This window comes from Dietzia sp. Alg238-R159 (assembly GCF_900537145.1).
Classification (GTDB): domain Bacteria; phylum Actinomycetota; class Actinomycetes; order Mycobacteriales; family Mycobacteriaceae; genus Dietzia; species Dietzia kunjamensis.
The window spans coordinates 280,674-306,824 of sequence record NZ_UNRI01000003.1; the positions used below are offsets into that span (position 1 = coordinate 280,674).

18 protein-coding genes and 1 tRNA gene are annotated in these 26,151 nt (G+C 70.7%); 8 read left to right on the forward strand and 11 right to left on the reverse strand.

The annotated features are described in order from the left end of the window. Positions 1–7: 7 nt before the first annotated feature. From G6R20_RS18715 to G6R20_RS09800, 3 genes are all read right to left on the reverse strand, one after another. Complete coding sequence (locus tag G6R20_RS18715; RefSeq protein WP_240341374.1) at positions 8–385, reverse strand: hypothetical protein; 378 nt, start codon at positions 383–385, stop codon at positions 8–10. A gap of 158 nt (positions 386–543) precedes the next feature. Then, positions 544–1,449 carry a MaoC/PaaZ C-terminal domain-containing protein gene (locus G6R20_RS09795; RefSeq protein ID WP_163376274.1) on the reverse strand — a complete coding sequence of 302 codons (906 nt, stop codon included), beginning with the start codon at positions 1,447–1,449 and terminating at the stop codon, positions 544–546. A 6-nt stretch (positions 1,450–1,455) separates the two neighbouring features. Continuing rightward, on the reverse strand, positions 1,456–2,811 hold the full coding sequence (locus tag G6R20_RS09800) for a 3-oxoacyl-ACP reductase (RefSeq protein WP_205475827.1): 1,356 nt from the start codon (positions 2,809–2,811) through the stop codon (positions 1,456–1,458). A gap of 117 nt (positions 2,812–2,928) precedes the next feature. On the opposite strand from G6R20_RS09800, the gene G6R20_RS09805 reads away from it, so the two are divergent. Then, the gene (locus tag G6R20_RS09805) at positions 2,929–4,242 is read left to right on the forward strand and encodes an acetyl-CoA C-acetyltransferase (protein WP_163376276.1); all 1,314 of its coding nucleotides are present in this window, start codon (positions 2,929–2,931) and stop codon (positions 4,240–4,242) included. A 195-nt stretch (positions 4,243–4,437) separates the two neighbouring features. Further along, positions 4,438–6,381, forward strand: a complete 1,944-nt coding sequence (locus tag G6R20_RS09810) for a peptidoglycan binding domain-containing protein (protein WP_163376277.1) — start codon at positions 4,438–4,440, stop codon at positions 6,379–6,381. A 179-nt stretch (positions 6,382–6,560) separates the two neighbouring features. On the opposite strand, the gene G6R20_RS09815 is transcribed toward G6R20_RS09810, so the two are convergent. Beyond that, positions 6,561–8,399, reverse strand: a complete 1,839-nt coding sequence (locus G6R20_RS09815; protein WP_163376278.1) for an acyl-CoA dehydrogenase — start codon at positions 8,397–8,399, stop codon at positions 6,561–6,563. A gap of 188 nt (positions 8,400–8,587) precedes the next feature. Beyond that, positions 8,588–10,924: a phosphoenolpyruvate synthase gene (gene ppsA / locus G6R20_RS09820; RefSeq protein WP_163376279.1), complete on the reverse strand. Its 2,337-nt coding sequence runs from the start codon at positions 10,922–10,924 to the stop codon at positions 8,588–8,590. A gap of 103 nt (positions 10,925–11,027) precedes the next feature. Between ppsA and G6R20_RS09825 the strand changes: the two genes are divergently transcribed. Beyond that, entirely contained in the window at positions 11,028–12,044 is a 1,017-nt protein-coding gene (locus G6R20_RS09825; RefSeq protein ID WP_163376280.1) for a methyl-accepting chemotaxis protein, read from the forward strand. 53 nt (positions 12,045–12,097) lie between these two features. Here G6R20_RS09825 and G6R20_RS09830 read toward each other — a convergent pair. Together G6R20_RS09830 and G6R20_RS09835 are read right to left on the reverse strand one after the other, a co-directional pair. Next, positions 12,098–12,168 (reverse strand) — tRNA-Gly (locus tag G6R20_RS09830). A gap of 61 nt (positions 12,169–12,229) precedes the next feature. Then, positions 12,230–12,484 carry a hypothetical protein gene (locus tag G6R20_RS09835; protein WP_067719492.1) on the reverse strand — a complete coding sequence of 85 codons (255 nt, stop codon included), beginning with the start codon at positions 12,482–12,484 and terminating at the stop codon, positions 12,230–12,232. Between the two features lie 216 nt (positions 12,485–12,700). On the opposite strand from G6R20_RS09835, the gene G6R20_RS09840 reads away from it, so the two are divergent. The 4 genes from G6R20_RS09840 (at position 12,701) to G6R20_RS09855 (ending at position 16,611) form a co-directional block, all read left to right on the forward strand. Further along, on the forward strand, positions 12,701–13,549 hold the full coding sequence (locus tag G6R20_RS09840; RefSeq protein WP_240341375.1) for a DUF2470 domain-containing protein: 849 nt from the start codon (positions 12,701–12,703) through the stop codon (positions 13,547–13,549). Positions 13,550–13,719: 170 nt separating this feature from the next. Continuing rightward, a complete protein-coding gene (locus G6R20_RS09845) occupies positions 13,720–14,550 on the forward strand; it encodes a hypothetical protein (protein WP_163376281.1) in 831 nt (276 codons plus the stop codon). After that, the gene (gene dcd, locus G6R20_RS09850; protein WP_067719486.1) at positions 14,531–15,094 is read left to right on the forward strand and encodes a dCTP deaminase; all 564 of its coding nucleotides are present in this window, start codon (positions 14,531–14,533) and stop codon (positions 15,092–15,094) included. Before G6R20_RS09845 ends, dcd begins: the two co-directional genes overlap by 20 nt. Before the next feature lie 95 nt (positions 15,095–15,189). Continuing rightward, the gene (locus tag G6R20_RS09855) at positions 15,190–16,611 is read left to right on the forward strand and encodes a UDP-glucose/GDP-mannose dehydrogenase family protein (protein WP_163376282.1); all 1,422 of its coding nucleotides are present in this window, start codon (positions 15,190–15,192) and stop codon (positions 16,609–16,611) included. Positions 16,612–16,662: 51 nt separating this feature from the next. Here G6R20_RS09855 and G6R20_RS09860 read toward each other — a convergent pair whose 3' ends face one another. After that, entirely contained in the window at positions 16,663–17,916 is a 1,254-nt protein-coding gene (locus G6R20_RS09860) for a pyridoxal phosphate-dependent aminotransferase (RefSeq protein WP_163376283.1), read from the reverse strand. A 66-nt stretch (positions 17,917–17,982) separates the two neighbouring features. Continuing rightward, entirely contained in the window at positions 17,983–19,065 is a 1,083-nt protein-coding gene (locus G6R20_RS09865) for a helix-turn-helix domain-containing protein (RefSeq protein ID WP_163376284.1), read from the reverse strand. A 68-nt stretch (positions 19,066–19,133) separates the two neighbouring features. Between G6R20_RS09865 and G6R20_RS09870 the strand changes: the two genes are divergently transcribed. Beyond that, on the forward strand, positions 19,134–20,978 hold the full coding sequence (locus G6R20_RS09870; protein WP_163376285.1) for an NAD(P)/FAD-dependent oxidoreductase: 1,845 nt from the start codon (positions 19,134–19,136) through the stop codon (positions 20,976–20,978). A gap of 81 nt (positions 20,979–21,059) precedes the next feature. Here G6R20_RS09870 and G6R20_RS09875 read toward each other — a convergent pair whose 3' ends face one another. After that, complete coding sequence (locus G6R20_RS09875; RefSeq protein WP_163376286.1) at positions 21,060–24,296, reverse strand: (Fe-S)-binding protein; 3,237 nt, start codon at positions 24,294–24,296, stop codon at positions 21,060–21,062. A 174-nt stretch (positions 24,297–24,470) separates the two neighbouring features. Then, positions 24,471–26,099, reverse strand: a complete 1,629-nt coding sequence (locus tag G6R20_RS09880; RefSeq protein ID WP_163376287.1) for a S1 family peptidase — start codon at positions 26,097–26,099, stop codon at positions 24,471–24,473. Positions 26,100–26,151 lie beyond the last annotated feature (52 nt).

Genomic DNA, 26,151 nt, shown 5'->3' on the forward strand with positions numbered 1-26,151 from the left:
GCCGCGCTCACCGGTAAGGATGGTGCCGTCCGGGGGTGCGGACCACGTCCCACGGGACGTTCAACCCGTCCATGACGACGGTGGTGTCGACCTCCGGGCCGTCGACGACCGCGACACCCTCGCCGGCGCCGATGCCGGGGGTCGGCGGGAACAGCACGCCCGGCGGGACGGAACCCGTGTCCACCAGGCCGGTCGAGCCGGTCCCGAGGGAGCCGAACTGGGCGGACGCCACGGCGGGGCCCGCGAGGGTGACGGCGGTGGCAGCGGCGGCGAGACCGACGACGAATCGGGCGCGGGAGCGGGTGGTGGCGCGGGACGTGCGACGGGCGGAGCTGAACGGGAGCGAATCGGGGTCCGGGGACGCGGGCGGCTGAGCCCGCTCCACTCGACCCCGGGGCCGGAGATCACCGTCGAGTCGCTGATAGGCGGCCTGACCGACGCCCCACCGTCACCGCCCGGTCAACGAGAAGACCGCTCCGCATACCCGCCTCTCGGGCGATGTGTGCGGAACGGTCTTGTCGACGCCGGCGGGTCCCGCCGAAGTTACAGCTCTTCGATGCTCGCGGTCGCGTGCACGGTGCCGAGCTTCTTGGGGTTGCGCACCGTCAACGACCAGGCCGGGTCACCGGCGCCGCCGCGGCGGGCATAGATACCCAGCTTGGCCGGCAGGATCACGGGCTTGCCGAACTCGACCGAGTAGCGGGCCCGCTCGGGGATCCCGCCCTCGACCGTGCCGAGCAGCGTGGCGGCCGTCCACATGCCGTGGGCGATGACGTTCGGGAAGCCGAACGCCTTCGCGCCCACCTTGGACACGTGGATGGGATTGCGGTCCCCGGACACGGCCGCGTACTCCGCGATCTGCGCCTCGGACACCGACTTCACCACGGTGGGGTCGCCGATCTCGGCCGCGGTCGGCGGCTCGGGCCTCGGCGGGCGCGGGGCGTCCTTGGCCGGGGTCAGCGAGGTCCGCCGCTTCGAGAGCAGGCCCGACCGTTGCACCCAGGCGGGCTCGTCGTCGTCACCGGTACGGATCTCGGTGACCACGTCCAGCAGCAACCCGGCGGGGTGCTCACGCAGGTTCTCGGCGTGCGCCCGGATGGTGAGCTCGTCGCCGACCCGCAGCGGGCGGCGCGATTCGATCTCGTTGGTCAGGTGCACCGACCCCATCGCCGGCACCGGGTAGTCCGGATCCAGCATGAGCTGCATGCTCAGCGGGAACGCCAGGGTGAACGGGTAGGTCAGCGGCAGCTCGTCGGTCAGCCGCAGGCCACAGACGCGGGCGTAGGCGGCCAGGTTGGCCACGTCCACGCGCACGCCGGCGACCTCGACGCCCTTCGACGGCATGGACTTGCCGTCGCGGGAGCCGCCCACGACGGGCAGGGCTCCCACCGCGGCCTTGCCGTACTGGGCGAGCAGGTTGGGGATGGCGGGAAGGCGGGTGTACTCCACGTCAGATCACGCACCCAGCAGGGACTGGCCGCACACGCGGATCACGTTGTTGGTGACCGTGGACGAGGCGGGGTTGGCGAAGTAGGCGATCGTCTCGGCCACGTCGACCGGCAGACCGCCCTGCTGCATGGAGTTCATGCGACGGCCGGCCTCGCGGGTGGCGAACGGGATGGCGGCCGTCATCTGCGTCTCGATGAAGCCCGGCGCCACGGCGTTGACGGTGACGTTCTTCGAGGCCAGCTCGGCCGAGGCGCCGTTGACGAACCCGATGACACCGGCCTTCGAGGCCGCGTAGTTGGTCTGGCCGCGGTTACCGGCGATGCCGGCCATCGAGGACACACCCACGACGCGCGAGCCCTCGCCCAGCACGCCCTTCTCGGCGAGCTCGGCGGTGATGCGCTCGGGGGCGATGAGGTTGACGGCCATGACGGAGTCCCAGCGGGCGCTGTCCATGCCGGCCAGCGTCTTGTCACGGGTGATGCCGGCGTTGTGGACGAGCACGTCGACGCGGCCGTCGTGACGTTCGGTCACGTGCTTGGCCAGGACCTCGGCGGCGTCGGCGGCGGTGACGTCCAGCGGCAGCGAGGTGCCGCCGACCTTGTTGGCGGTGGCGGACAGCGACTCTCCGGCGGCCGGGATGTCGCAGCAGATCACGTGCGCGCCGTCGCGGGAGAGCACGGCCGCGATCTCGGCGCCGATACCGCGGGCGGCGCCGGTGACGACGGCGAGCTTGCCCTCGAGCGGGCGGTCCCACGATGCCGGGGCGGTGGCCGAGCCGGCCCCCACGCGGAACACCTGCGCGTCGACGTACGCCGACTTGCCGGACAGGATGAACCGCAGGGTGGACTCGAGCCCGGAGGCTCCCGCGTCGGCGTCGGGGGAGACGTACACGAGCTGGACGGTGGAGCCGCGCTTCATCTCCTTGCCGAGCGAGCGGGTGAAGCCCTCGAGCGCGCGCTGGGCGATGCGCTCCTCGACCGAGCCCGTCTCCTCCGGGGTGGTGCCCAGCACGACGATGCGGCCGCTGGCGGCGACGTTGCGGACGACCGGGTTGAAGAACTCGAACAGGGCCTTGAGGTCCTCCGGGCGACGCAGCGACGTGGCGTCGAAGACGAGGCCGGCGAACTTGCCCTCGGCGCCCGCGGCGGCCAGCTCGTAGTCGCCGGCCAACATCTCCCGGACAGGCTCGGCCAGGCGGCCCTTGCCGCCGATGAGGACGGGACCGTGCAGGGCGGGCTGTCCGGCCTCGTACCGGCGCAGCTGCTCCGGCTGCGGGAGGCCGACCTTGCCGGCGATGAACGACCCCGGGGCCGAGGTCACGAACTGCGAGTAGAGGTCGAGGTTGCCCTGTGCCATGGCGATCATCTCCTGGAGAGGTGCGGTACTACGGGTCGACAAGTAACTTACTGCTGAGTAACAATACGTGCAGGGCCGCGTTTCGGGCCACCGGACACCGAGAACACAACGGGAGTGACACACGTGACCACCAGCCCCCGCAAGGTCGCCATCGTCGGCGGCAACCGAATCCCCTTCGCCCGCTCGAACGGCAAGTACGCGGACGCCTCCAACCAGGACATGCTCACCGCCGCGATCGACGGACTGGCCAGCCGCTACAACCTCCAGGGCAAGCGCGTCGGGTCGGTCGTCGCCGGCGCCGTGCTCAAGCACTCCCGCGACTTCAATCTCACCCGCGAGTCGGTCATCGGCTCGGTGCTCGACTCGGCCAGCCCGGCCTACGACGTCCAGCAGGCCTGCGGCACCGGCCTGGCCGCCGCGATCCAGGTGGCCGACGCGATCGCCCTCGGGCGTATCGAGTCCGGCATCGCCGGAGGCACCGACACCACCTCGGATGCGCCGCTCTCGGTGAACGATGACCTGCGCAAGACCCTCATCAAGGTCAGCTCCGCCAAGTCCACCGTCGACCGCCTGAAGCTCCTCGGTGAGATCCGCCCGCAGGGCCTCGTACCCGAGCAGCCGCAGAACGCCGAGCCGCGTACCGGGCTGTCGATGGGTGAGCACGCCGCCATCACCGCCCGCGAGATGGGGGTGACGCGCGCCGACCAGGACGCCCTGGCCGTCGCCAGCCACCACAACCTCGCCGCCTCCTACGACTCCGGGTTCCAGGACGACCTGGTGACGCCGTACCTCGGCGTCGCCCGCGACGACAACATGCGGCCCGACTCCTCCGAAGAGAAGCTGGGCAAGCTCAAGCCGGTCTTCGGCAAGCGCGACGCCGAGGCCCACGGCACCGAGGCCACCATGACGGCCGGCAACTCCACCCCGCTGACCGACGGCGCCTCCACCGTGCTGCTGGCCAGCGAGGAGTGGGCGAAGGAGAACAAACTGCCGGTCCGCGCCTACCTGGTGGACTCGGAGACCGCCTCGGTGGACTTCATCCACGGCCACGACGGTCGCACGCCCGACGGGCTGCTCATGGCCCCCACCTACGCGGTGCCGCGGCTGCTGGCCCGCAACGGCCTGACCCTGCAGGACTTCGACTACTACGAGATCCACGAGGCGTTCGCCTCGCAGGTGCTGGCCACCCTGGCCGCGTGGGAGTCCGAGGAGTACTGCACCGAGCGCCTGGGTCTGGACAAGGCCCTGGGGTCGATCGACCGCTCCAAGCTCAACGTCAACGGCTCGTCGCTGGCGGCAGGTCACCCGTTCGCCGCCACCGGCGGCCGCATCCTGGCCGCCGCGGCGAAGCTGCTCGAGCAGAAGGGCTCCGGCCGGGCGCTCATCTCCGTCTGCGCCGCCGGCGGCCAGGGCGTCACCGCGATCGTGGAGCGCTGACCCCCGCACGTCGTCCAACTCGCCGCGGGCTCGTCCCGTGAGTCCGGCGAGTGCAGCCCCCGCGTCCGGCGCGGGGGCTGCACTCATCGGTATCGGTCCGTCATAGTGGTGTTCACAGTGGTTCGGGCGGGGACGTCCCCGGCCGGCGGCCCGCGGGGTTCCGCCGTCCCCCGCTCGGGAGGAGGTGGATGACGCGTGGTCGAGTCCCACGATGACGACACCCCGGCACGCCCCGTCGCGATCGAGGGCGCGGGCCCGCACCCGGCTGCGTCCGACCGACATCGGTACCGGGTGCGGTCGCGGTGGATCTACACCGGTGTGGGCCTGTTCATGGCACTCGCGGTCCTGTACGGCTTCGATCTCGTGCACAGCATCGGCCGGGTCCCGCGCGGGACGGAGGTCGCCGGCATCCAGGTGGGCGGGATGCGGACCGCCGACGCCGAACAGCGACTGATCGCCGAGCTCGGACCGCGGGTCGACGACGAGGTGGATCTGCGCGCCGGGGCCGTGTCGACCACGCTGGACCCCGACTCGGTCGGCCTGTCGGTGGACTGGCAGGGCACGCTCGACCGGGGCGGTGAACAGCCCCTCAACCCGCTGAAGCGGCTGATCAGCGTGGTGTGGTCGACCGAGGTCGGGATCGCCAGCGTCATCCCGGACGCCCGGCTGACCGATTTCCTCGAGCGCCTCGCCCTCCAGGCGGACTTCGAACCCCGCGAGGGCGCCATCTGGTTCGACCGGGATCAGGTCCGCTCGGCCATCCCGCTCGACGGGCAGCGCCTACAGATCGAGAACTCCCGCGACGCGGTGCTTGAGCACTGGCTCGACGACGACGGAGTGGACCTGCCCGTCGACTACACGCCAACCGAGACCGACGCCGAGCAGGTGCGGGCGCTGATCCGGGACGTGGCCGAGCCCGCCGCCTCCCGGGACCTGACGCTGCTGGCCTCGCGGATGCGCGACGACGGCACCGAGCCGGCGACCACCACCGTCACCACCAGGCTCCCCGCCCCGCCACCGGCCCCCGGGCGCGAGCGGCCCGAGCCCGCCGAGCGGGAGATCGAGATGGTCGACCCGGACGACCCGGGCGCGGTGCCGGTGCTGTTCCCCCGCGACCGGATCGGGGAGTACCTCAGCTTCGTCCGCGAGGGCGACGTGCTCGAGCCCCGCTTCGACGCCGACGCCGCCAAGGGGATCCTGGACCCGCTCCTGGAGGAGACCGAGCAGGTGGGCAGGGACGCGAGTTTCGAGTTCAGCGGGTCGAGCGCCACCATCGTGCCCGCGGTCCAGGGACGCACCGTCGAATGGGGCCCGCTGCTCGGTCGGCTGCCCGGGCAACTCACCGACGTCGACGGCCCGCGCGTGCTCCCCGTCGGCTACGTGGGCCGCGACCCCGAGCTGACCACCGCGGAGGCCGAGCGGGCCGGCATCCGCGAGCCCGTCGGCCAGTTCACCGTGGCCGTCAGCGCGAGCGGACAGGCCCAGTCGATGATCGCCTCGCTGGCCGGGCACTTCATCCCGGCAGGCGGGAGCTTCTCCATGGCGGAGGTCGCCGGCACGGTCTCCGGAGACGTGTCCGCCGACGCCGTCGCCACTGCCCTGTTCAACGCGGCGTTCGACTCCGGCGCACAGGACCTCGTCCGCAGCTCCCGCGGTGTCGACGGCGACGCGTTCCCGGCGGGCCGCGATGCCACCGCCTCGGCCGACGTCGGATTCCGAAACGCCCAGGACACCGGCCTGGTGATCGATGCATCGGGTAGCGGCAACTCGGTGACGGTCCGGCTGTGGGGGACGCCCGAGTACACGGTGAGGGTCTCGACGGCCCCCCGGACCGACATCCGGCGGGCCCAGACCCGGGTCGTCAGCACGGCCGGGTGTACCCCGAGTCCGGGCGCAGACGGGTACACCGCCCGCGTGACCCGGGTCGTCCTGCGCGGCGGCGACACCGTGAGCACCGATACCGTGTCGTCGAGCTACGCGCCGCGAGACCGGATCGTCTGCCGGGCCGAGACTCCGGAGGACGACGATCCCACCTCGTCGCCGCCACCACCGCCGCCGCCCCCGCTCCCCGGTCCCGGTGACCCGATCCGGATCCCGGGCCTGCCGGAGTTCCGCATTCCCGGCGTACCCGGCAACTAGAGCGCCGAATCCGCTACCCGGATTCCGGATCCGCTACTCCCATAGGCATAGCGGATCCGGAATCCGGGTAGCGGATTCGTGGGGTGGGCTGCCCGCATCCGGCGAAACGAGTCGATCCGCCGCCCGGGCAGGGGCGGCGGATCGACGGTGGGGACCCGGAAGGGCCCGTCAGGTGGGGATCAGAACGCGGACTCGTCCAGCTCCATCAGCTCGTTGTCGAGGTCTGCGACGATCGCGCGGGTGGCGCTGATCAGGGGCAGCTCGTTCTTGGCGAACCACCGGGCGGCGGCGATCTTGCCGTTGTAGAAGTCCTTGTCGTCGTCGGACGCCCCGTCCAGCGCGCCGAGGGCGACCTCTGCGCCGACCAGGAGACGCCAGCCCATCATGAGGTCACCGAACGCCATGAGGACGCGCACCGACGCGAACCCGACCGTGTACAGGCGCTTGGGGTCGTCCTGCGAACCCATGAGGTGATCGAAGCACGTGCCGATCATGGCCTCGACGTCCGCGAGAGCGGTCGCGAGCAGCTCCCGCTCGGCCGCCAGTCGGCCGCCGCACGCGTCGCTGTCCAGGAACTGCTTGATCTGCGCCGACACGTGGCCCACGGCGGTGCCGCGGTCACGGGCGATCTTGCGGAAGAAGAAGTCCTGTGCCTGGATCGCGGTGGTGCCCTCGTAGAGGGAGTCGATCTTGGCGTCGCGGATGTACTGCTCGATCGGGTAGTCCTGCAGGAAGCCCGACCCGCCGAACGTCTGAAGCGACTCGGTGAGCAGCTCGTAGGCGCGCTCGGAACCGACGCCCTTGACGATCGGCAGCAGCAGATCGTTGACCCGATGGGCCAGCTCGCCGTCGGCGCCGGAGACGCGCGCGGCGGTCTCGACGTCCTGGTGGGCCGCCGTGTACATGTACACCGCGCGCAGACCCTCGGCGAACGCCTTCTGGCGGATCAGCGCACGCCGCACGTCCGGGTGGTGGGTGATGGTGACGCGCGGGGCGGTCTTGTCGGCCATCTCGGTCATGTCGCCGCCCTGGACACGCTCCTTGGCGAATTCGAGCGCGTTGAGGTAGCCGGTCGACAGGGTGGAGATGGCCTTGGTGCCGACCATCATGCGCGCGTGCTCGATGACATCGAACATCTGACGGATGCCCTGGTTGAGCTCGTCGCCGCCGACCATCCAGCCCTTGGCGGGCACGCCGTGACCGCCGAAGGTCAGTTCGCAGGTCGTGGAGACCTTGAGGCCCATTTTGTGCTCGACGCCGGTGACGAACACCCCGTTGCGCTCGCCCATCTCGTTCTTCTCGAAGTCGAAGTGGAACTTGGGCACGAAGAACAGCGACAGGCCCTTGGTGCCGGGGCCGGCGCCCTCGGGGCGCGCCAGGACCAGGTGGAAGATGTTCTCGAACATGTCGTCGGAGTCGGCCGAGGTGATGAAGCGCTTGACGCCCTCGATGTGCCAGGAGCCGTCGTCCTGCTTGACCGCCTTCGTGCGGCCGGAACCGACATCGGAGCCGGCGTCGGGCTCGGTGAGGACCATGGTCGCTCCCCAGCCGCGCTCGACGCAGGTGGCGGCCCACTGCTTCTGCTCCTCGGCGCCGTTCTCGTAGAGGACGGCGGCGAAGGCGGGGCCGGCGCCGTACATGAACGCCGCCGGGTTGGCCCCGAGCATCATCTCGCCGGTGGCCCACACCATCGCGCGGGGGGCCGGCATCCCGCCGAGCTCCTCCGGCAGTCCCATCGACCAGTAGCCGGCGTCGTACCAGGCCTTGAAGGACTTCTTGAAATCCTCCGGGATGGAGACCGAGTGGGTCTCGGGGTCGAACACCGGCGGGTTGCGGTCGGCGGAGGCGAAGGACTCCGCGACAGGGCCCTCGGTCAGGGTCGCGACCTCGGAGAGGATGCCCTTGGCGGTCTCGGTGTCCATGTCGCCGAACTCGCCGGCGTCGAGTGCCTCGTTCATACGCAGGACCTCGAACATGTTGAACTCGAGGTCGCGGACGTTGCTCTTGTAGTGACCCATTACGGTCTTCTCCGTTCGGAGTGCGGTGTCATGACTGTGTCGCGCCCGAGGAGTCGGTGCACGTAACCACTGGTACGCCTGAACCTACTCGCCGGTAACAAAACTGATGCTAGTGCGTTGTCAGCAAACAGTCCAAGGTGAGGGAAGACTCTGATTTCGGCGCGGACCTGCGAGGGCGCGCCGCGCGGTCAGTCACGCCCGGGACGGGCGGCGGCCCGGGCGGCGTCGAGCAGGATGGTCCGCTCGGCCCGCGCGACGGTGCGCCGGGTCATCTCCGCGTAGTCCGGCGTGACGGAGACCGACGTGACCCCCTTCCGGACGAGGTGCTCGGCCATCCGGGGATCGGTCGACGCCGCCTGTCCGCACAGGGACACGGTGAGGCCGGACTCGTGGCAGCGGTCGATGATCTGGTCGATGAACGCGAGCACCGCCGGGTCCATCGAGTCGAACAGGTCCGCACACACCTCCGAGTCGCGGTCGACCCCCAACGTCAACTGGGTGAGATCGTTGGAACCGATCGATACGCCGTCTATTCCCATGGCGGCGTACTCGGGGATCCAGTGCACCACCGAGGGCACCTCGGCCATTATCCAGCGCTTGAGCCCCGTGTCCCGACCGATCGGATGGGCGTCGATGATGTCCAGACAGGCACGCAGTTCCCACCCGGTCCGGACGAACGGGATCATCAGGTGCAGGTGCAGGTTCCGGTGCCGCCGCCGCACCCGCTCGAGCGCGTCCAGTTCCAACCGGAACAGGTCAGGTTCCCGGGTGTAGCGGAAGCAGCCCCGGTAGCCGATCATCGGATTGCGCTCCTCGGCCTCCACCTCCCCTCCGAGCAGCCCCCGGAACTCGTTGGACCGCAGGTCGGTGGCGCGGTACACCACGGGCCTCGGATCGAAGGCGGCGGCGATGGTGCTGATCCCCGAGGCCATCCGCTCCACGTACTCTTCCGTCCTGCCCTCCGCGATGAGCCGGCGCGGGTGCAACCCCTGCAGAGCGCTGGTGATGAGGAACTCCGCCCGCAGCAGGCCGACGCCGTCGACGTCCATCGCCGCGACCCGCGCCGCTGCGTCGGGCGTCGCGAGGTTGACGTAGACGGCTGTGGCGGTGACCTCGCGTGTGCGCACCTCGGGAGCCGCACCGGCATCGGCGGGAGCCTGCGGTGCCGTGGCCGCGCGGACCTCTCCCGGGTAGACGACGCCGGCGGTGCCGTCGACGGTGATGGTCTGCCCGTCGGCGATGTCGGCGGTCGCCGACCGCGTGCCCACGATCACGGGACGCCCCAGTTCGCGCCCCACGATGGCGGCGTGACAGGTCACGCCCCCCTCGTCGGTGACGATCGCGGCGGCGCGCTGGAGGATCGGCAGCCAGTCGGGGTCGGTCATCGTGGCGACCAATATCTCGCCGGCCGCCAGGTTCACTCCGTCCGACAGCTCTGTCAGGACGCGTGCGGTCCCGATCGCGGTGCCGGGCCCGGCGCCGAGGCCGGAGACGATCGGCTCCACCTCATCCCCCGTGGCCCCGGCAGCCCCGCCTGCCTCCCCAGCCCCGGGACCGCCCGTACGCCCGGCGTCGGCGTCCAGCGTGGTGATCGGGCGGGTCTGCACGATGTACAGCTCACCGTCCTCGAACGCGAACTCGGTGTCCTGTGGTACGCCGTAGTGCTGCTCGGACATCACTGCGAGGCGGGCGACCCGCCGCACCTGGTCGTCATCGAGCACCCGGTCCAACTGCTCGGCCTCCGGGACGGGGACGAGCCCGTCCGCCGTCCGGCCCGCGATGATCCGTGCGACCTTCCGGCCGACGTGCACGGTGAGGAGGCGGAGGTCGGACTTGGAGACGACGTAGGTGTCCGGCTCGACCTTGCCGCCCACCACCACCTCGCCGAGCCCGAACGCGGCCTCGATCACCACCCTGTCGACCTGGGAGGTGCGAGGGTCGGCGGTGAAGGCCACGCCCGACGTGTCGGAACGGACCATCTTCTGCACCACGACCGCGATCGACGGTTCGTCGTCGTACCCCGACACGGCCCGGTAGGTCATGGCGCGCGGCGTCCACAACGAACACCAGCAGTCCTGAATCGCCTCGAGCACGGCCTCCTCGCCGACGACGTCCGTGTAGGACTCGTGGATCCCCGCGAAGGAGGTGTCACCGGCGTCCTCCGCGGGCGCGGAGCTGCGGACCGCCACCGGGACGTCCGGCCCCAGCGACCGGTAGTGCGCCACGACCTCCTCGCGCAGTCGGGACGGCATCTCCACCCCGGCGACGGTGCTGCTCAACTCCGCCGCGCGAGACATCAGTTCCGCCTCGCTCATTCCCTCCTCCGGGACCCGCCCGTCGTGGAGAAGGGATCGGACACCGGCCGTCTCCATCGCGGCGAGGTAGGCGGACTGGCCCACCGAGAAGCCCGGCGGCACCGGGAACCCCGCGCCCGTCATCTCCCCGAGATTCGCGGACTTCCCGCCGTACTCCGGTGCGTCCGCGAGCCGTAGCTCGGCGAAATCGGCGACCCATCGTGCGTCCATCGCTCGCTCCTTCGAGATCGCGGCCCGACCGGTCGGAACCGTCGCTGTCTCCATGGTGCGCAGTCCGGCTGCCCGGTGTGGGTGGTTCAGGCACAATCAGCGCATGGCAGACATCCAGCTCCGCGTTCCCTCCGCTTCCTCCGTGGTGGGAACGGCGTTCCGTGTCGTGGAGTGGGAGTTGAGAATGGCCAGGGAACTGCTGATGCTGCCCGCCCGCGTCCTCGTGCTGCTCGCGGACGTGGAGGACGTGGTCGTCCGGATCCAGGACCTGCTCGACGAGGTCAGCCGCACCGTGCGCCAGATCGACGGGATCGTTGCCACCGCCGTCGACACGGTCGACGGTGTCCGCACCACGGTGGCGAGGGCCAACAGGGTCGTCGACGAGGTCGCCGACACGGTCTCCGCCGCCGAGGGGATCGTGGGCCGGGTGGGCTCGACCGTCGACTCGGCCGAGGGCGTGGTGCGGCGCGTGGACGGCACCGTCGATTCCGCCGAGGGCGTGGTGCGGCGCGTGGACGGCACCATCGATTCCGCAGAGGGCGTGGTGCGGCGCGTGGACGGCACCGTCGATTCCGCCGAGGGCGTGGTGCGGCGCGTGGACGGCACCATCGATTCCGCCGAGAGCGTGGTGGCTCGAGTCCGGACGACGGTGGACACCGCCGACGATCTGGTCCTCGACGCTGGCGGGCTCATCGAACGGGTCGTCCCGCTCGTCGACTTCGCGGACTCCACCTTCGCTCAGGTCAGGCCGGTCGTCGAGGCACTGCTCGTGGACGCCGACCTGGATGCGGAAACCGCCCGAGTCGTCGCGACCCGGATGACCGAGGTCCTGGCGTGGGCGGACAAGACGATCCGGCTGCTCGAGCCGATCGCCGACGACGTCCTCGAGTCGGTCGACCCGGACGAGATCAAGGCGGTCATCCAGTTCATCGACCATCTGCCGGCGCTGGGAGACACCCTCGAGAACGATGTCATGCCGGTCCTGGCCTCCCTGGACACCGTCGCGCCCGAGGTCCACCAGATCCTCGAGGTGGCGCAACAGTGCCTCGAGGCGGTCGCCGGCATCCCCGGATTCCAACTCCTGCGCCGCCGCGGCGGGGACAACGGCAAGACCGAGTGATCTCCTGAATGACGAGAGGCCCTCCCGATCTGGGAAGGCCTCTCGTCTTGCGGAGCCGATGACGGGAATCGAACCCGCGCTGTCTGCTTGGGAAGCAGAAGTTCTACCATTGAACTACATCGGCAGTGCCTGCTGGAGGCGGCTTCAGATTAGCACGAGCCCCGGTGGCCGCAGGCGCGGTGGGGTCACTTCCGGGCGGACTTGCGCTTCGCGCCCGTGGTCATCGGTCGCTTGGGCTGGTTGAGCGACGCGCGGGGGACGAATCCGAACGCCACGCCCCCGATCACCGCCACCGCGATCGCGCCGATGATCCACGGCGTGACCGATCCGCCGCCGGTGATCCCCATCAGCACGATGAGTACGGCGACGCCGACACACACCCACGACCACTGGGTCCAGCGCCAGAAGTACCTCGAGGGCTCGTCCCTGATCTCGTCCATGCGCCTATTTCACCACGTCAGCGGGGGTCGGTGCATATCCGCCAGGCCCTCCAGGGGGTCGCCGGGTCGGGAGGGCGCCGGGATGTGGCAGGTCTCACGTGGTCTCGAGGGTCGGTTCGGGAACGAAAGGGGTGTGCCATGCGCTGAACTGGAGGACAGTCCGATTTGTGCGACCGGATGGCCGGTCCGCGGGCTCAGCCCTGCAGGAGGTGCGTGGTGGACGTGCACGAAGCCATGGAGCGGCCGATCGCCGAGCGGGTGCGGACGGTGCTCGCCCGCGGTGCGGCCGGCACCATCGAGGCCGGCATGCTCAGGCGGCCGCTGCGCTCGGCGCGCGTCCGGGGCGACGGGGTGATCGTCCTGGTGGTCGACGTGGGGGGCATGTCGCGTGAGGCCGGTGACGTCGACCGGGTCGCGGCCGCCGGGGCCACCGCCACCGTCGAGATCGTCGACACGGTGTGTACCGGTCGGTGCCGGGGTTCCGCGCCGCGCCCGTCGTTCGCTCTCGACGGCCGACCCGCGTCGTGTGGTGCGGGACGCGGAGGGGCCGGTGGTGGGGGGCGCGCTGCCGGGGGCGACGACGACGGCTGCGCTGTCGCCCGGGGAGTTGTCACCCTCTCCGGGATCGTAACGGCCTCGTCCCCGGCGCGTCGGCGCAGGTTGGTCACCGCCGACGGGGGCGGGACGGGCCCGAACGCGGAGGGCGGGTCGCTCCGCCTGAGCGAGTTGCAGCCGCTCGAGATCACCTACCTCACCGCGGACGGCGTCCACGTGGTTCCCCGGGCGGCCCTCGCCGCCGCAGCGGTCGACCCGATCGGCGTCGACGAGCAGGTCTGGCTGCACCGCCTCGCCGCCGACACCGGGCTCGCCTCCCGTCTCGCGTTGCGTGCCGGGCGGCAGATCGCGGGCACGGATCCGCGGATCGTCGCGATCGACCGGTACGGGGTCGACCTACGCATCGGATCGACCGGTGGCGGGTTCCGCGACCTCGTCAGACTCCCGTTCGCGCAGGTCTGCGCCGATTCCGACGACGTTCTCGCCCAACTCTCCGCGCTGACGCGGTGAATCACTTCACAAGAATTCGCTGAAAGCCCTTGCCTTTACAGGTAAGCCTTACCTAAGTTATTCGCTGCGGGTAGTCACGTCCCCGCTCCGGTGTTTTCCGTTCCGGCGCCACTACCCCTGAGGCGCCGGAACGGAAAAGGCCGGGACCGCGATGACGAGAGGGCGAAGGCATGCGATCACTGGTGGGACCCGTTCCCGAGCCGGCCGAACGGGCGAGCTCGGCACTGCGGCGCTGCGCGAGGGCCACGCTGAGTCTCCCCGCTCCCACCGCCGGCTCCCGCGGGACCACCGACGGGTCCCGCGAGAACACCGCCGGCTCCCGCGTGAACGCCACTCCCGCGGTCGCGCTCGCGCACCGGACTTCCGGAACGGCCGACCTCAGCCTCGTCATCCCGACGGCCGACGCCGCGGCGATCCCGCCCGGGGGAGTGCACGCCCGTCTCGAGGTGCTCGACGAGATCCTCGGCGGGGCAGCCCGGGGCCGGTGTCGCCGCCTCGTCGTCGTCGACGGACTGGTCGAACAGATCGACACGCGCGCCCAACGCCACGCCGCCACCCGCATCGCGCGAGACCTGCCCGACTCGGCCCTGCTCGGGGTCGGATCCGAGTCGGCGCTCGTCCGGCTCCGGACGGAGCGGATCCTGCTCACCGACGACTCCGGCGTCACCGACATCGCCCTCGACGACCTCGCCACCTCCGGGCCCGACCCCTTCACCGACCTCGAGGGGCACTGGCTCGACCACCTCAACGATCCGCGCTGCCAGGTGGTGCCGCGGCTGGCCCTGCGTGTCTGCCGGTGCCTGCCCGCCGAGCGCCCCCTCCTGATCGGCATCGACCGCGCCGGCGTCGACCTCGAGCTGACGGACCGCGAGGGCCGCGCGCGGCGCGAACGGCTGCCGTTCGCCGAGGCCTGCACGGACGTCACCGAGCTGGGGACCCAGCTCCGGTTGCTCGCCGGGGGCGCGCGGTACCCTCAGGACCGTGCTGCTCTCCGACCGTGACCTCCGTACCGAGCTCGCCGACGGGCGGCTGGGCATCGACCCTCTCGACCCCGCGCTGATCCAGCCGTCGAGCATCGACGTCCGGCTCGACCGGATGTTCCGGGTCTTCAACAACTCGCGCTACACCCACATCGACCCCGCGCAGCAGCAGGACGAGCTCACCGAACTGGTCGAGCCCGCCGAGGGGGACCCGTTCGTCCTGCACCCCGGGGAGTTCGTCCTGGGGGCCACCCTCGAGCGACTCCGCCTGCCCGACGACCTGGCCGGCCGGCTCGAGGGCAAGTCGTCGCTCGGTCGACTCGGGCTGCTCACGCACTCCACCGCCGGCTTCATCGACCCCGGGTTCGACGGCCACATCACCCTCGAGCTGTCGAACGTGGCGAACCTGCCCATCACGCTGTGGCCCGGGATGAAGATCGGCCAGCTGTGCCTGTTCCGGCTCTCCAGTCCCGCCGAGACCCCGTACGGCAGTGCCTCCGTGGGCTCGAAGTACCAGGGCCAGCGCGGCCCCACCGCCTCCAAGGCGTACCTGAACTTCCGGTGACCCGGCGGACGGCGGCGGCCATCCGGCGCGCACTGCTCGCCCTCCGTTCACCAGCCCGTTCCCACCGCGCCGCGTCGACGGGGTAGAACAGCGCCATGCGTATGACCGTGTTCGGGACCGGGTACCTCGGTGCCACCCACGCCGCCTGCATGGCCGAGCTGGGCCACGAGGTGCTGGGGGTGGACGTCGACGAGGCCAAGATCGAGCGGCTGCGCCGGGGCGAGGTGCCGTTCTACGAGCCGGGGCTGCCGGAGATCCTGCTGCGGCACGTGGAGTCGGGGCGGTTGCGGTTCACCACCGACTACGCCGAGGCGGCCGCGTTCGCGGACCTGCACTTCATCGGGGTCGGGACCCCGCAGCGCAAGGGTGAGTTCGCTGCCGACACCTCGCACGTGGAGGACGTCGTGGCGCGGCTGACGCCCCTGCTGTCCGCGGATGCGGCGGTGGTGGGCAAGTCGACGGTGCCGGTGGGCACGGCCGCGCGGTTGCAACAGATCGCCGATTCCCGCGCCCCGGACGGGGTGCGCGTCGAGGTGCTGTGGAACCCGGAGTTCCTCCGCGAGGGCTTCGCCGTGGCGGACACCCTGACGCCGGATCGGATCGTGATCGGCCTGGCCGGCGGTGAGTCGGCACTGGGGCTCGCGCGGGAGTTGGTGTCCGAGGCGTACGCGCCGATCCTGGAGTCGGATCCGTGCCCGGTGATCGTCACCGACCTGGCTACGGCAGAGTTGGTCAAGGTCAGCGCGAATGCGTTCCTGGCGACCAAGATCAGCTTCATCAACGCGGTGTCGGAGGTGTGTGAGGCCGCCGGCGCCGATGTGACGGTGTTGGCCGATGCGATCGGCATGGACAAGCGGATCGGGCGGCGCTTCCTCAATGCCGGCCTGGGCTTCGGTGGTGGGTGTCTGCCCAAGGACATTCGCGCCTTCATGGCCCGCGCCGGTGAGCTGGGCGCGGACGAGGCGATGACGTTCCTGCGGGAGGTCGACTCGATCAACATGCGCCGACGCGAGCGGATGGTGGACCTGGCCGTCGAGGCGTGCGGCGGGACGGTCATCGGCAAGACCGTCGCCGTGCTGGGGGCGGCGTTCAAGCCGAACTCCGATGACGTGCGGGACTCGCCGGCGCTGAACGTGGCGGGCATGCTCTCGCTCAAGGGCGCGAGCACCGTCGTGTACGACCCACAGGCCCTGGACAATGCCCGCGCCCTGTTTCCCACGCTGACGTACGCCGGGTCGGCGCTGGCCGCCTGTGAGGGCGCCGACGTGGTGCTGGTGGCCACCGAGTGGCCCGAGTTCGTCGAGCTGGACCCGGCCGCGGTCACCGGGGTGGCGCGCGGCCGGGTCCTGCTGGACGGGCGCAACTGCATGCCCGCCGACCGCTGGCGCGCCGCCGGATGGACCTACCGCGCCCTCGGACGCGGGGTGCCGGCGGAGGGCGCCGCCCGCCGCACGGGGGCCGGCCCCGCCGGGCCGGGGGTCGTCTCGCCGATGCGCTCAGGACACCCGTCGACCTGACCCGGCCGACCTGGCACTGGCCGACCTGACACCGGCCGACGCGGCCCCGGGCTACTGCCGGTACGAGGCCAGGAAGTTGCCGATCCGCTCGATCGCCACGCCCAGATCGCGGGAGGCGGGCAGGGTGACCACCCGGAAGTGATCGGGGTCCGGCCAGTTGAAGCCCGTGCCCTGGGTGATGAGGATCCGCTCCTGCTCGAGCAGGTCGAGGGCGAACAGCCGATCGTCGTGGATCTCGTGGACGTTCGGGTCCAGCTTGGGGAAGGCGTACAGCGCACCCATGGGCTTGACGCAGCTCACGCCCGGGATCGTGTTGAGCTTCTCCCACGCGATGCCTCGCTGCTCGTGCAGCCGGCCGCCGGGCTCGATGAGCTCGTTGATGGACTGGTAGCCGCCGAGAGCCACCTGGATGGCGTGCTGCGCCGGGACGTTCGGGCACAGTCGGGTGGACGCGAGGAGTTCGAGCCCCTCGAGGAACCCGGCCGCATGCGCCTTGGGCCCGGTGATGGCCACCCAGCCGGCCCGGTACCCGGCCACCCGGTACGTCTTGGACAACCCGTTGAAGGTCAGCACCAGCAGGTCGTGCGCGAGGGTGGCGATGGAGGTGTGCTCGGCCTCGTCGTAGACGATCCGGTCGTATATCTCGTCCGCCAGGATGAGCAGGCTGTGCTCGCGGGCGAGGTCGACGATCCCCTGCAGGACCTCGCGCGAGTAGACCGCCCCGGTCGGGTTGTTGGGGTTGATCACCACGATTGCCTTGGTGCGCGGCGTGATCTTGGAGGCGATGTCCTCCAACGACGGATTCCAGTCGTCGTCCTCGTCCGCGAGGTAGTGGACGGGCTTGCCGCCCGCTAGCGACGTCATGGCCGTCCACAGCGGGTAGTCGGGTGCCGGGATGAGGACCTCGTCGCCATCGTCGAGCAGCGCCTGCATGGTCATGGTGATGAGCTCGGAGACGCCGTTGCCCAGGTAGATGTCGTCGACGCTGAGACGGGGGAAGTCCGGGACGAGCTCGTAGCGGGTGAAGATCGCCCGCCGGGCCGACAAGATTCCCTTGGACTCGGAGTAACCCTGCGCGTGGGGGAGCGCGGCGATCATGTCCCGCATGATCACGTCCGGCGCCTCGAACCCGAACGGCGCGGGGTTGCCGATGTTCAGCTTGAGGATGCGGTGACCTTCGGCCTCGAGCTGGTTGGCCCTGGCCAGTACCGGCCCGCGGATCTCGTAGAGGACGTCCTTGAGCTTGGAGGACTGGTCGAGAGTGCGCAGCTGGTGGAGCGTTCGTCCCGTGGTCTCAGGCGTCATACCTTGCGATTGTGCCACCTTGGTCCGCGTGTCCGCTGTCACGGACCGGCCGGGAGGGGTGCGGGGTCAGATCCCGTACCGCAGGTCGACGATCGCCGGGATTTCCGAGTCCGGCAGGAGGTCATCAGGATGCTCGACGGACAAGTAGTCCACACACTGCCGCTCGTGCGCCGCCAGACAGTAGGGCTGCGATCCGATGCTCAGACCGGTGGCCTGGCGAAGTCTCCGGACCTCGCCCCTCACCGTGGTCGTGGCGGACCCGTCGTCATAGAGGGCCTCGGACAGGGCGCGCGCTGACCACGCCTCCCGCGAGGCCAGGAGCGCGAGGAGTTCTGCCCGCCTCGGGGTCAGGGCGACGGAGGTCCCGTCGGCACGGACCACCGCCGGCTTCCACCCGAGAAGACGGATCGAGGTCACGGGGGAGCGCGTCCCGTCGGGTTCGGGATGTGGGTCGTGCGGGCCGGGGGCATCCGGCCCGGGGGCGACGGCGGGGGTCGCGGTGCCCCGGGCGGTCAACAGCGTCTCGGCGAGCCGGACACCGCACCGGACCAGCGAGACGGTCTCGGCGCACGAGAACCGGAGGGGATGCGAGACGTCGAGGACACCGAGGACCCGTCCGTGGGGGGCCCTGATGGGACTCGCCGTACACGTCCACCCGTGGTGGGCGCGCACGAAGTGCTCCCCCGCCGTGGCGTGCGCGAGCGTCCCTGCGTCCAGCGCCATCGAGATCCCGTTGGCGCCGATACCCCGCTCGGACCAGTCGGCCCCCTCGGCGAACGCGATCGAGTCCGCCCGACGGAGCACCTGCGCACTGCCCGATCGCCAGAGCACCCGACCACGGACATCGGAGATGACGACCACGTGTCGCCCGGCCGCGGAGGTGTCCGCCAGTGAGGAGACGACGTCGTCCGCGATGTGACGCAGCGGGGTGTCCGCTCGAGCGGTCACGAGTTCGTCGCCGGACAGCACGCTCGCCGGGAGTTCCTGGTCGGGGGAGACGCCGGCCTCCCCGCTGCGCCTCCATGCGCGCAGGAGCCGTGAGTCCAGATCGGGGGGGAGCCCACCGGCCAGGGCGGACTCGTGCGCCCTGATCGACTGCGCCGCGAACGCCCCCGGGTCGGAGAACCGCAACGTCGCGTGCAACGACATTGCCACCCCCTAGGGAAGAAAGTGTGATCTACGTCATCCCAGAAGCTACAGGAAGTGGAGGAGTGGACATGACCGAGACTCAGCAGGCACCGGCAGACCGCAGCCCCGGGGGTCCGGAGGTCGACCGCGTTCAGCCGGACAAAGTGGTCGAACGGTGGTTGGCTGCCTTCGACGAGGCCCTGCGATCGGGGGACCCGGGCCGGGCGGCCGACCTGTTCGACGCCGACGGGTACTGGCGCGACTTCGTCGCCTTCACCTGGAACCTCAGAACACTCGAGGGCCGCGACCAGATCCGCGACATGCTGAGCCGCCAGCTCGCAGCCGTCGAACCGTCCGGGTGGGCCCTCGACGAACCCGCCACCGACAGCGACGGGGTGGTGGAGGCGTGGGTGCGTTTCGAGACGGCCACGGGCCGCGGGTGGGGCCACCTCCGACTGAGGGACGGGCGGGCTTGGACTCTTCTGACGACCCTGCAGGAACTCAAGGGCCACGAGGAGAAGAAGCGCCACAGTCGCGACCAGGGTGTCGACCACGTCATCACCCGGGGCCGGAAGACCTGGCTCGAGCAGAAGATCGAGCGCCAGGAGACCCTCGGGTACACCGAGCAGCCCTACGCCGTCATCATCGGCGGAGGCCAGGGCGGTATCGGGCTCGCCGCTCGTCTCAAGCGCCTCGGGGTACCCACCATCGTCATCGAGAAGAACGAACGCGCGGGTGACTCATGGCGCAAGCGCTACAAGTCGCTCCATCTCCACGACCCGGTCTGGTACGACCACCTGCCGTACATCCCTTTCCCCGAAGACTGGCCGGTGTTCCCCGCGAAGGACAAAGTCGGTGACTGGCTCGAGCACTACACCGCCATCATGGACCTCGACTACTGGTCCGGGACGGAGTGTCTCAAGGCGGACTTCGACGAGGACTCGGGGACGTGGCGTGTCGAGGTCGACCGCCGCGGCGAGAAGGTCGTGCTGCGCCCGACCCAACTCGTGTTCGCGCTCGGGGTGTCGGGGTACCCGAACATCCCGCGGTTCGAGGGCTCGGAGGACTTCGCCGGCCGGCAGTGGCACTCGTCCGAGTTCACGGGCGAGGGCGACGTCGCGGGCAAACGGGCCGTGGTGATCGGGTCGAACAACTCGGCTCACGACATCTGCGCGGCTCTGTGGGATCACGGTGCGCACGTCACGATGGTGCAGCGCTCATCCACGCACATCTCCCGCAGTGAATCCCTGATGTCCCTCGCGCTGGGCCCCCTCTACTCGGAAGAGGCTCTCGACGCCGGTGTCACCACGGAGAAGGCGGACATGCTCTTCGCCTCATGGCCCTACCGACTGCTCCCGGGGGCGCAGATCCCGGTCTACGAGCAGATGGCGGAGAAGGACGCGGAGTTCTACCACCAGTTGCGCGAGGTGGGATTCGACCTCGACTTCGGGGAGGACGGTTCCGGTCTGTTCCTCAAGTACCTCAGGCGCGGGTCGGGTTACTACATCGACGTCGGTGCGAGTCAGCTGTTGATCGACGGCGAGGTCGCGCTCGAGAGTGGCCAGGTGTCACGCATCCTGCCCGACGGCGTCGAGCTCGACGGCAGCCGGGTGCTTCCGGCGGACATCATCGTGTACGCCACCGGGTACGGGTCGATGAACCAGTGGCTCGTGGACCTGGTGTCCCAGGAGGTCGCCGACCGGGTGGGGAAGGTGTGGGGCTACGGGTCGGACACGACACGCGACCCCGGCCCGTGGGAGGGCGAGCTGCGCAACATGTGGAAGCCGACCAACGTCGAGCAACTGTGGATCCACGGGGGCAACCTGCATCAGTCCCGCCACTACTCGAGGTACCTCGCGCTGCAGCTCAAGGCCCGGATGGAGGGTATCCCGACACCCGTCTACCAGGTTCAAGAAGCTCACCACCCCTGCTGACGCTGGACAACACGGAAATGAAACGACCGCGGCCCGTGATCAGGAGACCTGATCACGGGCCGCGGTGGCGTCCGGTGGGCGTCAGCCCAGAGAGAGGCCGTAACCTCCGGACTTCTTCGAGCGGGGGATCGTCCCGCCCGACGCGGGCTTCGCCGGGGCGTCGGTCGACGTCGACTCAGCCTGGGTGGACTCGGTCGACGTCGACTCAGCCTGGTCGGCGGAACCGGTCGCGGACTCGGCGGTGTCGGCAGTGTCGGCGGGCTCGGCTTTCGCCGGGGCCTCGGTCGCCGGGGCGGCGGGCTCGGCCTTCGGAGCGCCGGGTGCCTTCGGAGCACCGGGTGCCTTGGGCGCGCCGGGCGCCTTCGCTCCACCCTTGAGGCCCAGGCCGACGGCCGGCTTCGCGGGCGCGGCCGGTGCGGTGTCCGTGGCGGACCCGGCATCGGCGGTCTCGGTCTGCGCGGCGGCGGACTCGCCCGCGGACGGCTCGGACGCCGCTGCCTTGGCCGTGCCCGGGGCCTTCGCGCCGCCCGGAGCCTTGGCCCCGCCGGGCGCCTTGGCCCCGCCACCCAGGGTGAGCCCGCCGGACTTCGGCGCACCGGCGCTCGGCTTGGGAGCGCCGGTGGTGGCCGGAGCGGAACCCTGCGCGGCCTCGCGGGTCTCCTCCGTGCGCTCGGCGTCCTTCACCGCGGACTGGGCCTCGGTGGCGGACTCGCCGCTCCCGGCGGCGCCGGGGGCCTTCGGAGCGCCGGGGGCCTTGGGGCCGCCGGGGGCCTTGCCGCCGCCACCGAGCTTGAGGCCACCCGACTTGGGTGCGCCCGTCGAATCGGCGGCCGACGGGCCGGCCTCGGCCGCGCTGGCCGCGCCACCGGTGCCGGCGGCGGCGACCTCCGCGCCCTCGCCCTCGTCGACGACGGCGTTGTCCGGCGCGGCCTCGGCCGGGGCAGCGGGGGCGGCGGCCGTGGCGGACTCCGCCTCGGCGGCGTCGCGCTCGGCCTGCTCGGCCTCCTTCTCCGCCTTCGTCTTCTCACGCGTGGGCTGCTCCAGCCACGCGGCCTCGCGAGGCTCGGGCAGGCCGCCGTCACGGGAGACGGACTCCAGGAGCAGCTGGGCGACGTCCACGACCTCGACCTGGCCCTCCTGCTCGGTGCCGTCGGTCTGGGCGGTGGCCCCGTCCGAGAGCATCACGCGACAGAACGGGCAGCCCGTGGCGATCTTCGTGGCCTTGGTCGACAGGGCCTCGTCGACACGGTCGATGTTGATCCGCTTGCCGACCGTCTCCTCCATCCACATGCGCGCGCCACCGGCGCCACAGCACATGGACCGCTGCCCGTGACGGGGCATCTCCGTGAGGGTCACGCCCGAGCCGTCCATGAGCTCACGCGGGGCCTCGTAGACCTGGTTGTGGCGGCCGAGGTAACACGGGTCGTGGTAGGTGACGCCACCGTCGATCGGGGCCACCGGCACGAGGCGCTTCTCGCGCACCAGACGGTTGAGCAGCTGCGTGTGGTGGACCACCTGGTAGTCGCCGCCGAAGTCGCCGTACTCGTTCTTCAGCGCGTTGAGGCAGTGGGCACACGTCACGACGACCTTGCGCTGCGCGGCGGGCACGCCGTCGAACGCGTCGTTCATGACCTCGATGTTCTGCTGGGCGAGCATCTGGAACAGAAACTCGTTGCCCGCGCGGCGGGCCGAGTCGCCGGTACAGGTCTCGCCCTGGCCCAGCACCGCGAACTTCACACCGGCGGTGTGCAGCAGCGAGGCCACGGCCTGGGTGGTCTTCTTGGCGCGGTCCTCGAAGGCGCCGGCACAGCCCACCCAGAACAGGTACTCGGTGTCGGCGAAGTCCTCGATGTCCTTGCCGATCACGGGGATCTCGAAGTCGAGGGAGTTCATCCACTCGTCGCGACCGGAGTTGTTCTGGCCCCAGGGGTTGCCCTTGTTCTCGAGGTTCTTGAACAGGCCCGCGAGCTCGGTCGGGAACTCGGACTCGATGAGGACCTGGTAGCGGCGCATGTCGATGAAGTGGTCGACGTGCTCGATGTCCACCGGGCACTGCTCGACGCAGGCGCCACACGTGGTGCAGGACCACAGGGCCTCGGGGTCGATGATGCCGGCGGCCATCGGGTCGTCGGAGAGGTCCGCGGTGGTGTGACCGACGAGGGGGCGCTGGGCCTCGAGGCGGGCCGCCTCCGGGATCTTGGCGAGCTTGGCCTCGTCGGGGTTGCCCTCGGCGTCGACCAGTCCGGTCTCCTCGCCCATCGTGGTCTGCCCACCGGCGAGCAGGTACGGCGCCTTCGCGGCACCGTGGTCGCGCAGGGACATGATCATGAGCTTGGGGCTCAGCGGCTTGCCGGTGTTCCAGGCGGGGCACTGCTCCTGGCAGCGGCCGCACTCGGTGCAGGTGGAGAAGTCCAGCCAGCCCTTCCACGAGAAGTCCTCGATGGCGCCCGCGCCGAGCTTGGGCTCGAAGTCCTCGTCGGCCTCGGTGAGCTCCTCGACCTTCTCCATGGTCAGCGGGACGCCGTCCATGGTCATCGGCTTGAGCGGGCCGAGCGCGGTGCGGCCGTCGGCCTCGCGCTTGAAGTAGATGTTGAAGAACGCGGAGAAGCGGTGCCAGGCGACGCCCCACGTGATGTTGCGGCCCACGACGTACAGCCAGATCATGCCGGTGAGCAGCTTGATCAGCGCGAAGACCGAGACCATGAGCTCGTTGGCCGGCAGGATCGTCGACAGCGGGCCGGTGACCCAGTCCGTGGACCAGTGGAAGTCGTACCCGTCGGCGGCCTGCAGCGACAGCTTGCCGGCCTTGACGAAGATCATGCCCAGGCCCTCGAGGAGCACGACGGTCTCGACGAAGTAGGCGGCCTTGCGGTCCGAGCCGACGAAGCGGTTGAGGCCGCGACGCTGGTTGATCTGACGGATGATGATCAGCACGGTGATGCCGATGACGGTGCCCAGGCCCAGGAACTCGTCGACGGCGTGGTACCAGGCCTGGTCGGACAGCCAGGGCCAGCCGCCGCGGGGGTTGAACGTCTGGATGTAGGCCTCGAACCAGACGATCGAGCCGAGCAGGAAGCCCACCATGACGAACCAGTGGAAGAAGCCCACCGAACGTTTGCGGGCCATCCGGGTGTGGGCGCCCACCTCGACGATGACGTTCTTCAATCGGGGCAGGATCGGCCGCAGCCGGTCGAATCCGTCCTTCTGTCCCAGGAACAGGCTGCGCACCATGCGGGTGACGCCGCCTATGAAGGATGCCCAGCAGAACAGACTGAGCAGGACGCCGATCGTCCCGAGTGTGATGGTCACGCCTGACATGGTTCGCGGCCTTTCGTCGCACTTCTCGACGCACGAGCACTCATAGGACCCTGTGGGCGCCCGTCGACTGTGTCGAGGTCAAAGGTAAGCCACGCGGGCCCCGTCTGCCGAGTTGAGGCTGCCCTTACCGGAGCAGACTCCACTCGCAGGCGGGGCGCGCGTGGAAGGGGAGGATCAGTTGGTCCGGAGCGTCAGCCCGGGGTGTGCGGCGAGGACGTCGGCGATCGGGACGGCCGACAGGCGCGGGGTGAACCCGGCCGTCCGGGCCACGGCATCGGCGTCGGCGCAGGTGACGGAGTCCGCGACGTTGGACGCGCTCGAGATACCCAGGGCCCGGTCGCCGGAGAAGACGACGCCGCCGCTGTCGCCGGGCAGGGCGCACAGGTCCACGGTGAAGGCGTTCGAGATGGTGCGCGTGCCCGCCACGTCGATTGTCGTGCCGACCTGCGAGATCGTGCCGCAGGAGAAGCCGGTCCGGAACCCCGTCTTGCAGGCCTTCTGGCCGACGACCGGGTCCGCGGTGCCGATGATCCCCTGGGTGCTGTCCGGCCCGTCTCCCACCAGGTTGGTGCGGAACCGGTCCGCCACGTCGTCGTCGACCGCGATGAGGGCGGTGTCGATGCCCTCCCGCTCGCTGCGGGTCATGGTGCCGAACTCCTCGCCGTCGGCGAGGGCCGCGCGGGTGCCGTCGGCGCCGGCACAGTGCGCGGCGGTGATGACGACGGGCTTGCCGTCCAGTTCACCGTTGAACCCGGTCGAGCACTCGAGGATTCCTCCCGGGACGCCCACCTGGTACCCGGTACCGCCCGTGACGGGCCCCGCCGGAGCGGGGACCGATTCGATGGCCCGCGGCTGGTCCTCGGGCACGGGGGTGCCGGGGTCGACCATGGTCTGGGCCATCATCCCGTCGATGATCGACCCGGTGCCGGGGGTCAGGCCGGCGAGGAGGTCGATGACCGTGCGCATGGGGCCCTCGGGGACGAGGCCGGCGTCATTGAGCAGGGCCAGGCTGCCGAGCGAGCCGGAGTCGCCGCCGCTACCGGGCGCCGCGCCGGTCCCGTCCGGGTCGTCCGCGCGGGTGGTGGCCGGCTCGATGCCGTCGACGGTCGGCTCGCCGTCGGACCCGGTGCCCCCCTCGCTGCCGAACGGGGCCGTGTCGAACGCCGGGTCAGGGGCCTCGATCATGTCGATCTCGGCGAGGTCCCGCAGTCGGGCGTCGAGGTTGCCGAGCTGCGCGGCCTCGCCGCCGCGGGTCGTGACGACGACCGCGTTGCGGGTGGGATCGACGCGGACGTCGGTGACGAGGTCCTGCATGTCCTCGGGGGTGCCCTCGATGATCTTGATGACCTGACGCTCGCGCGCCTCGAGTTCACTCGTGGTCAGCGCCACATCCTTGACCGTGAACCCGGACCGGGTGGCCTCGTCGCGCAGCTCGTCTCCGGCGGCGCCGGCCACCACGCCGACCAGGCCGGTGCCCTCCTCGTCCAGCCAGACGCCGCCGAACGACTGACGGAACTGCTGCTCCCACCGGGGACGGGCCTCGGCCAGACGTTCCCCGATGCCGGCCTGGGCGAGGAACTGCTCGGGAGTGAGTCCGAGATCACGTCGCAGTGCCTCGACGAGTGAGGTCAGCTCCGGACCGAGGGCATCGGCCAACGCCGGCAGGGGCTGTGCGACGGCGGGTCGGGAGGCGGACGGAGCCGGGTTACCGGGTGTGGGGGAGGGGGCCGCGCCGGCAGGGGTCGCGGTGACCACCAGTGCCGCGGCGGCGGCGACGGCGGCGAACTTCGAGGTGATACGCATGATGGCCTTCCGGAATGCACGGCTGGGCGACGGCGCGTCGACCGGCAGTGGC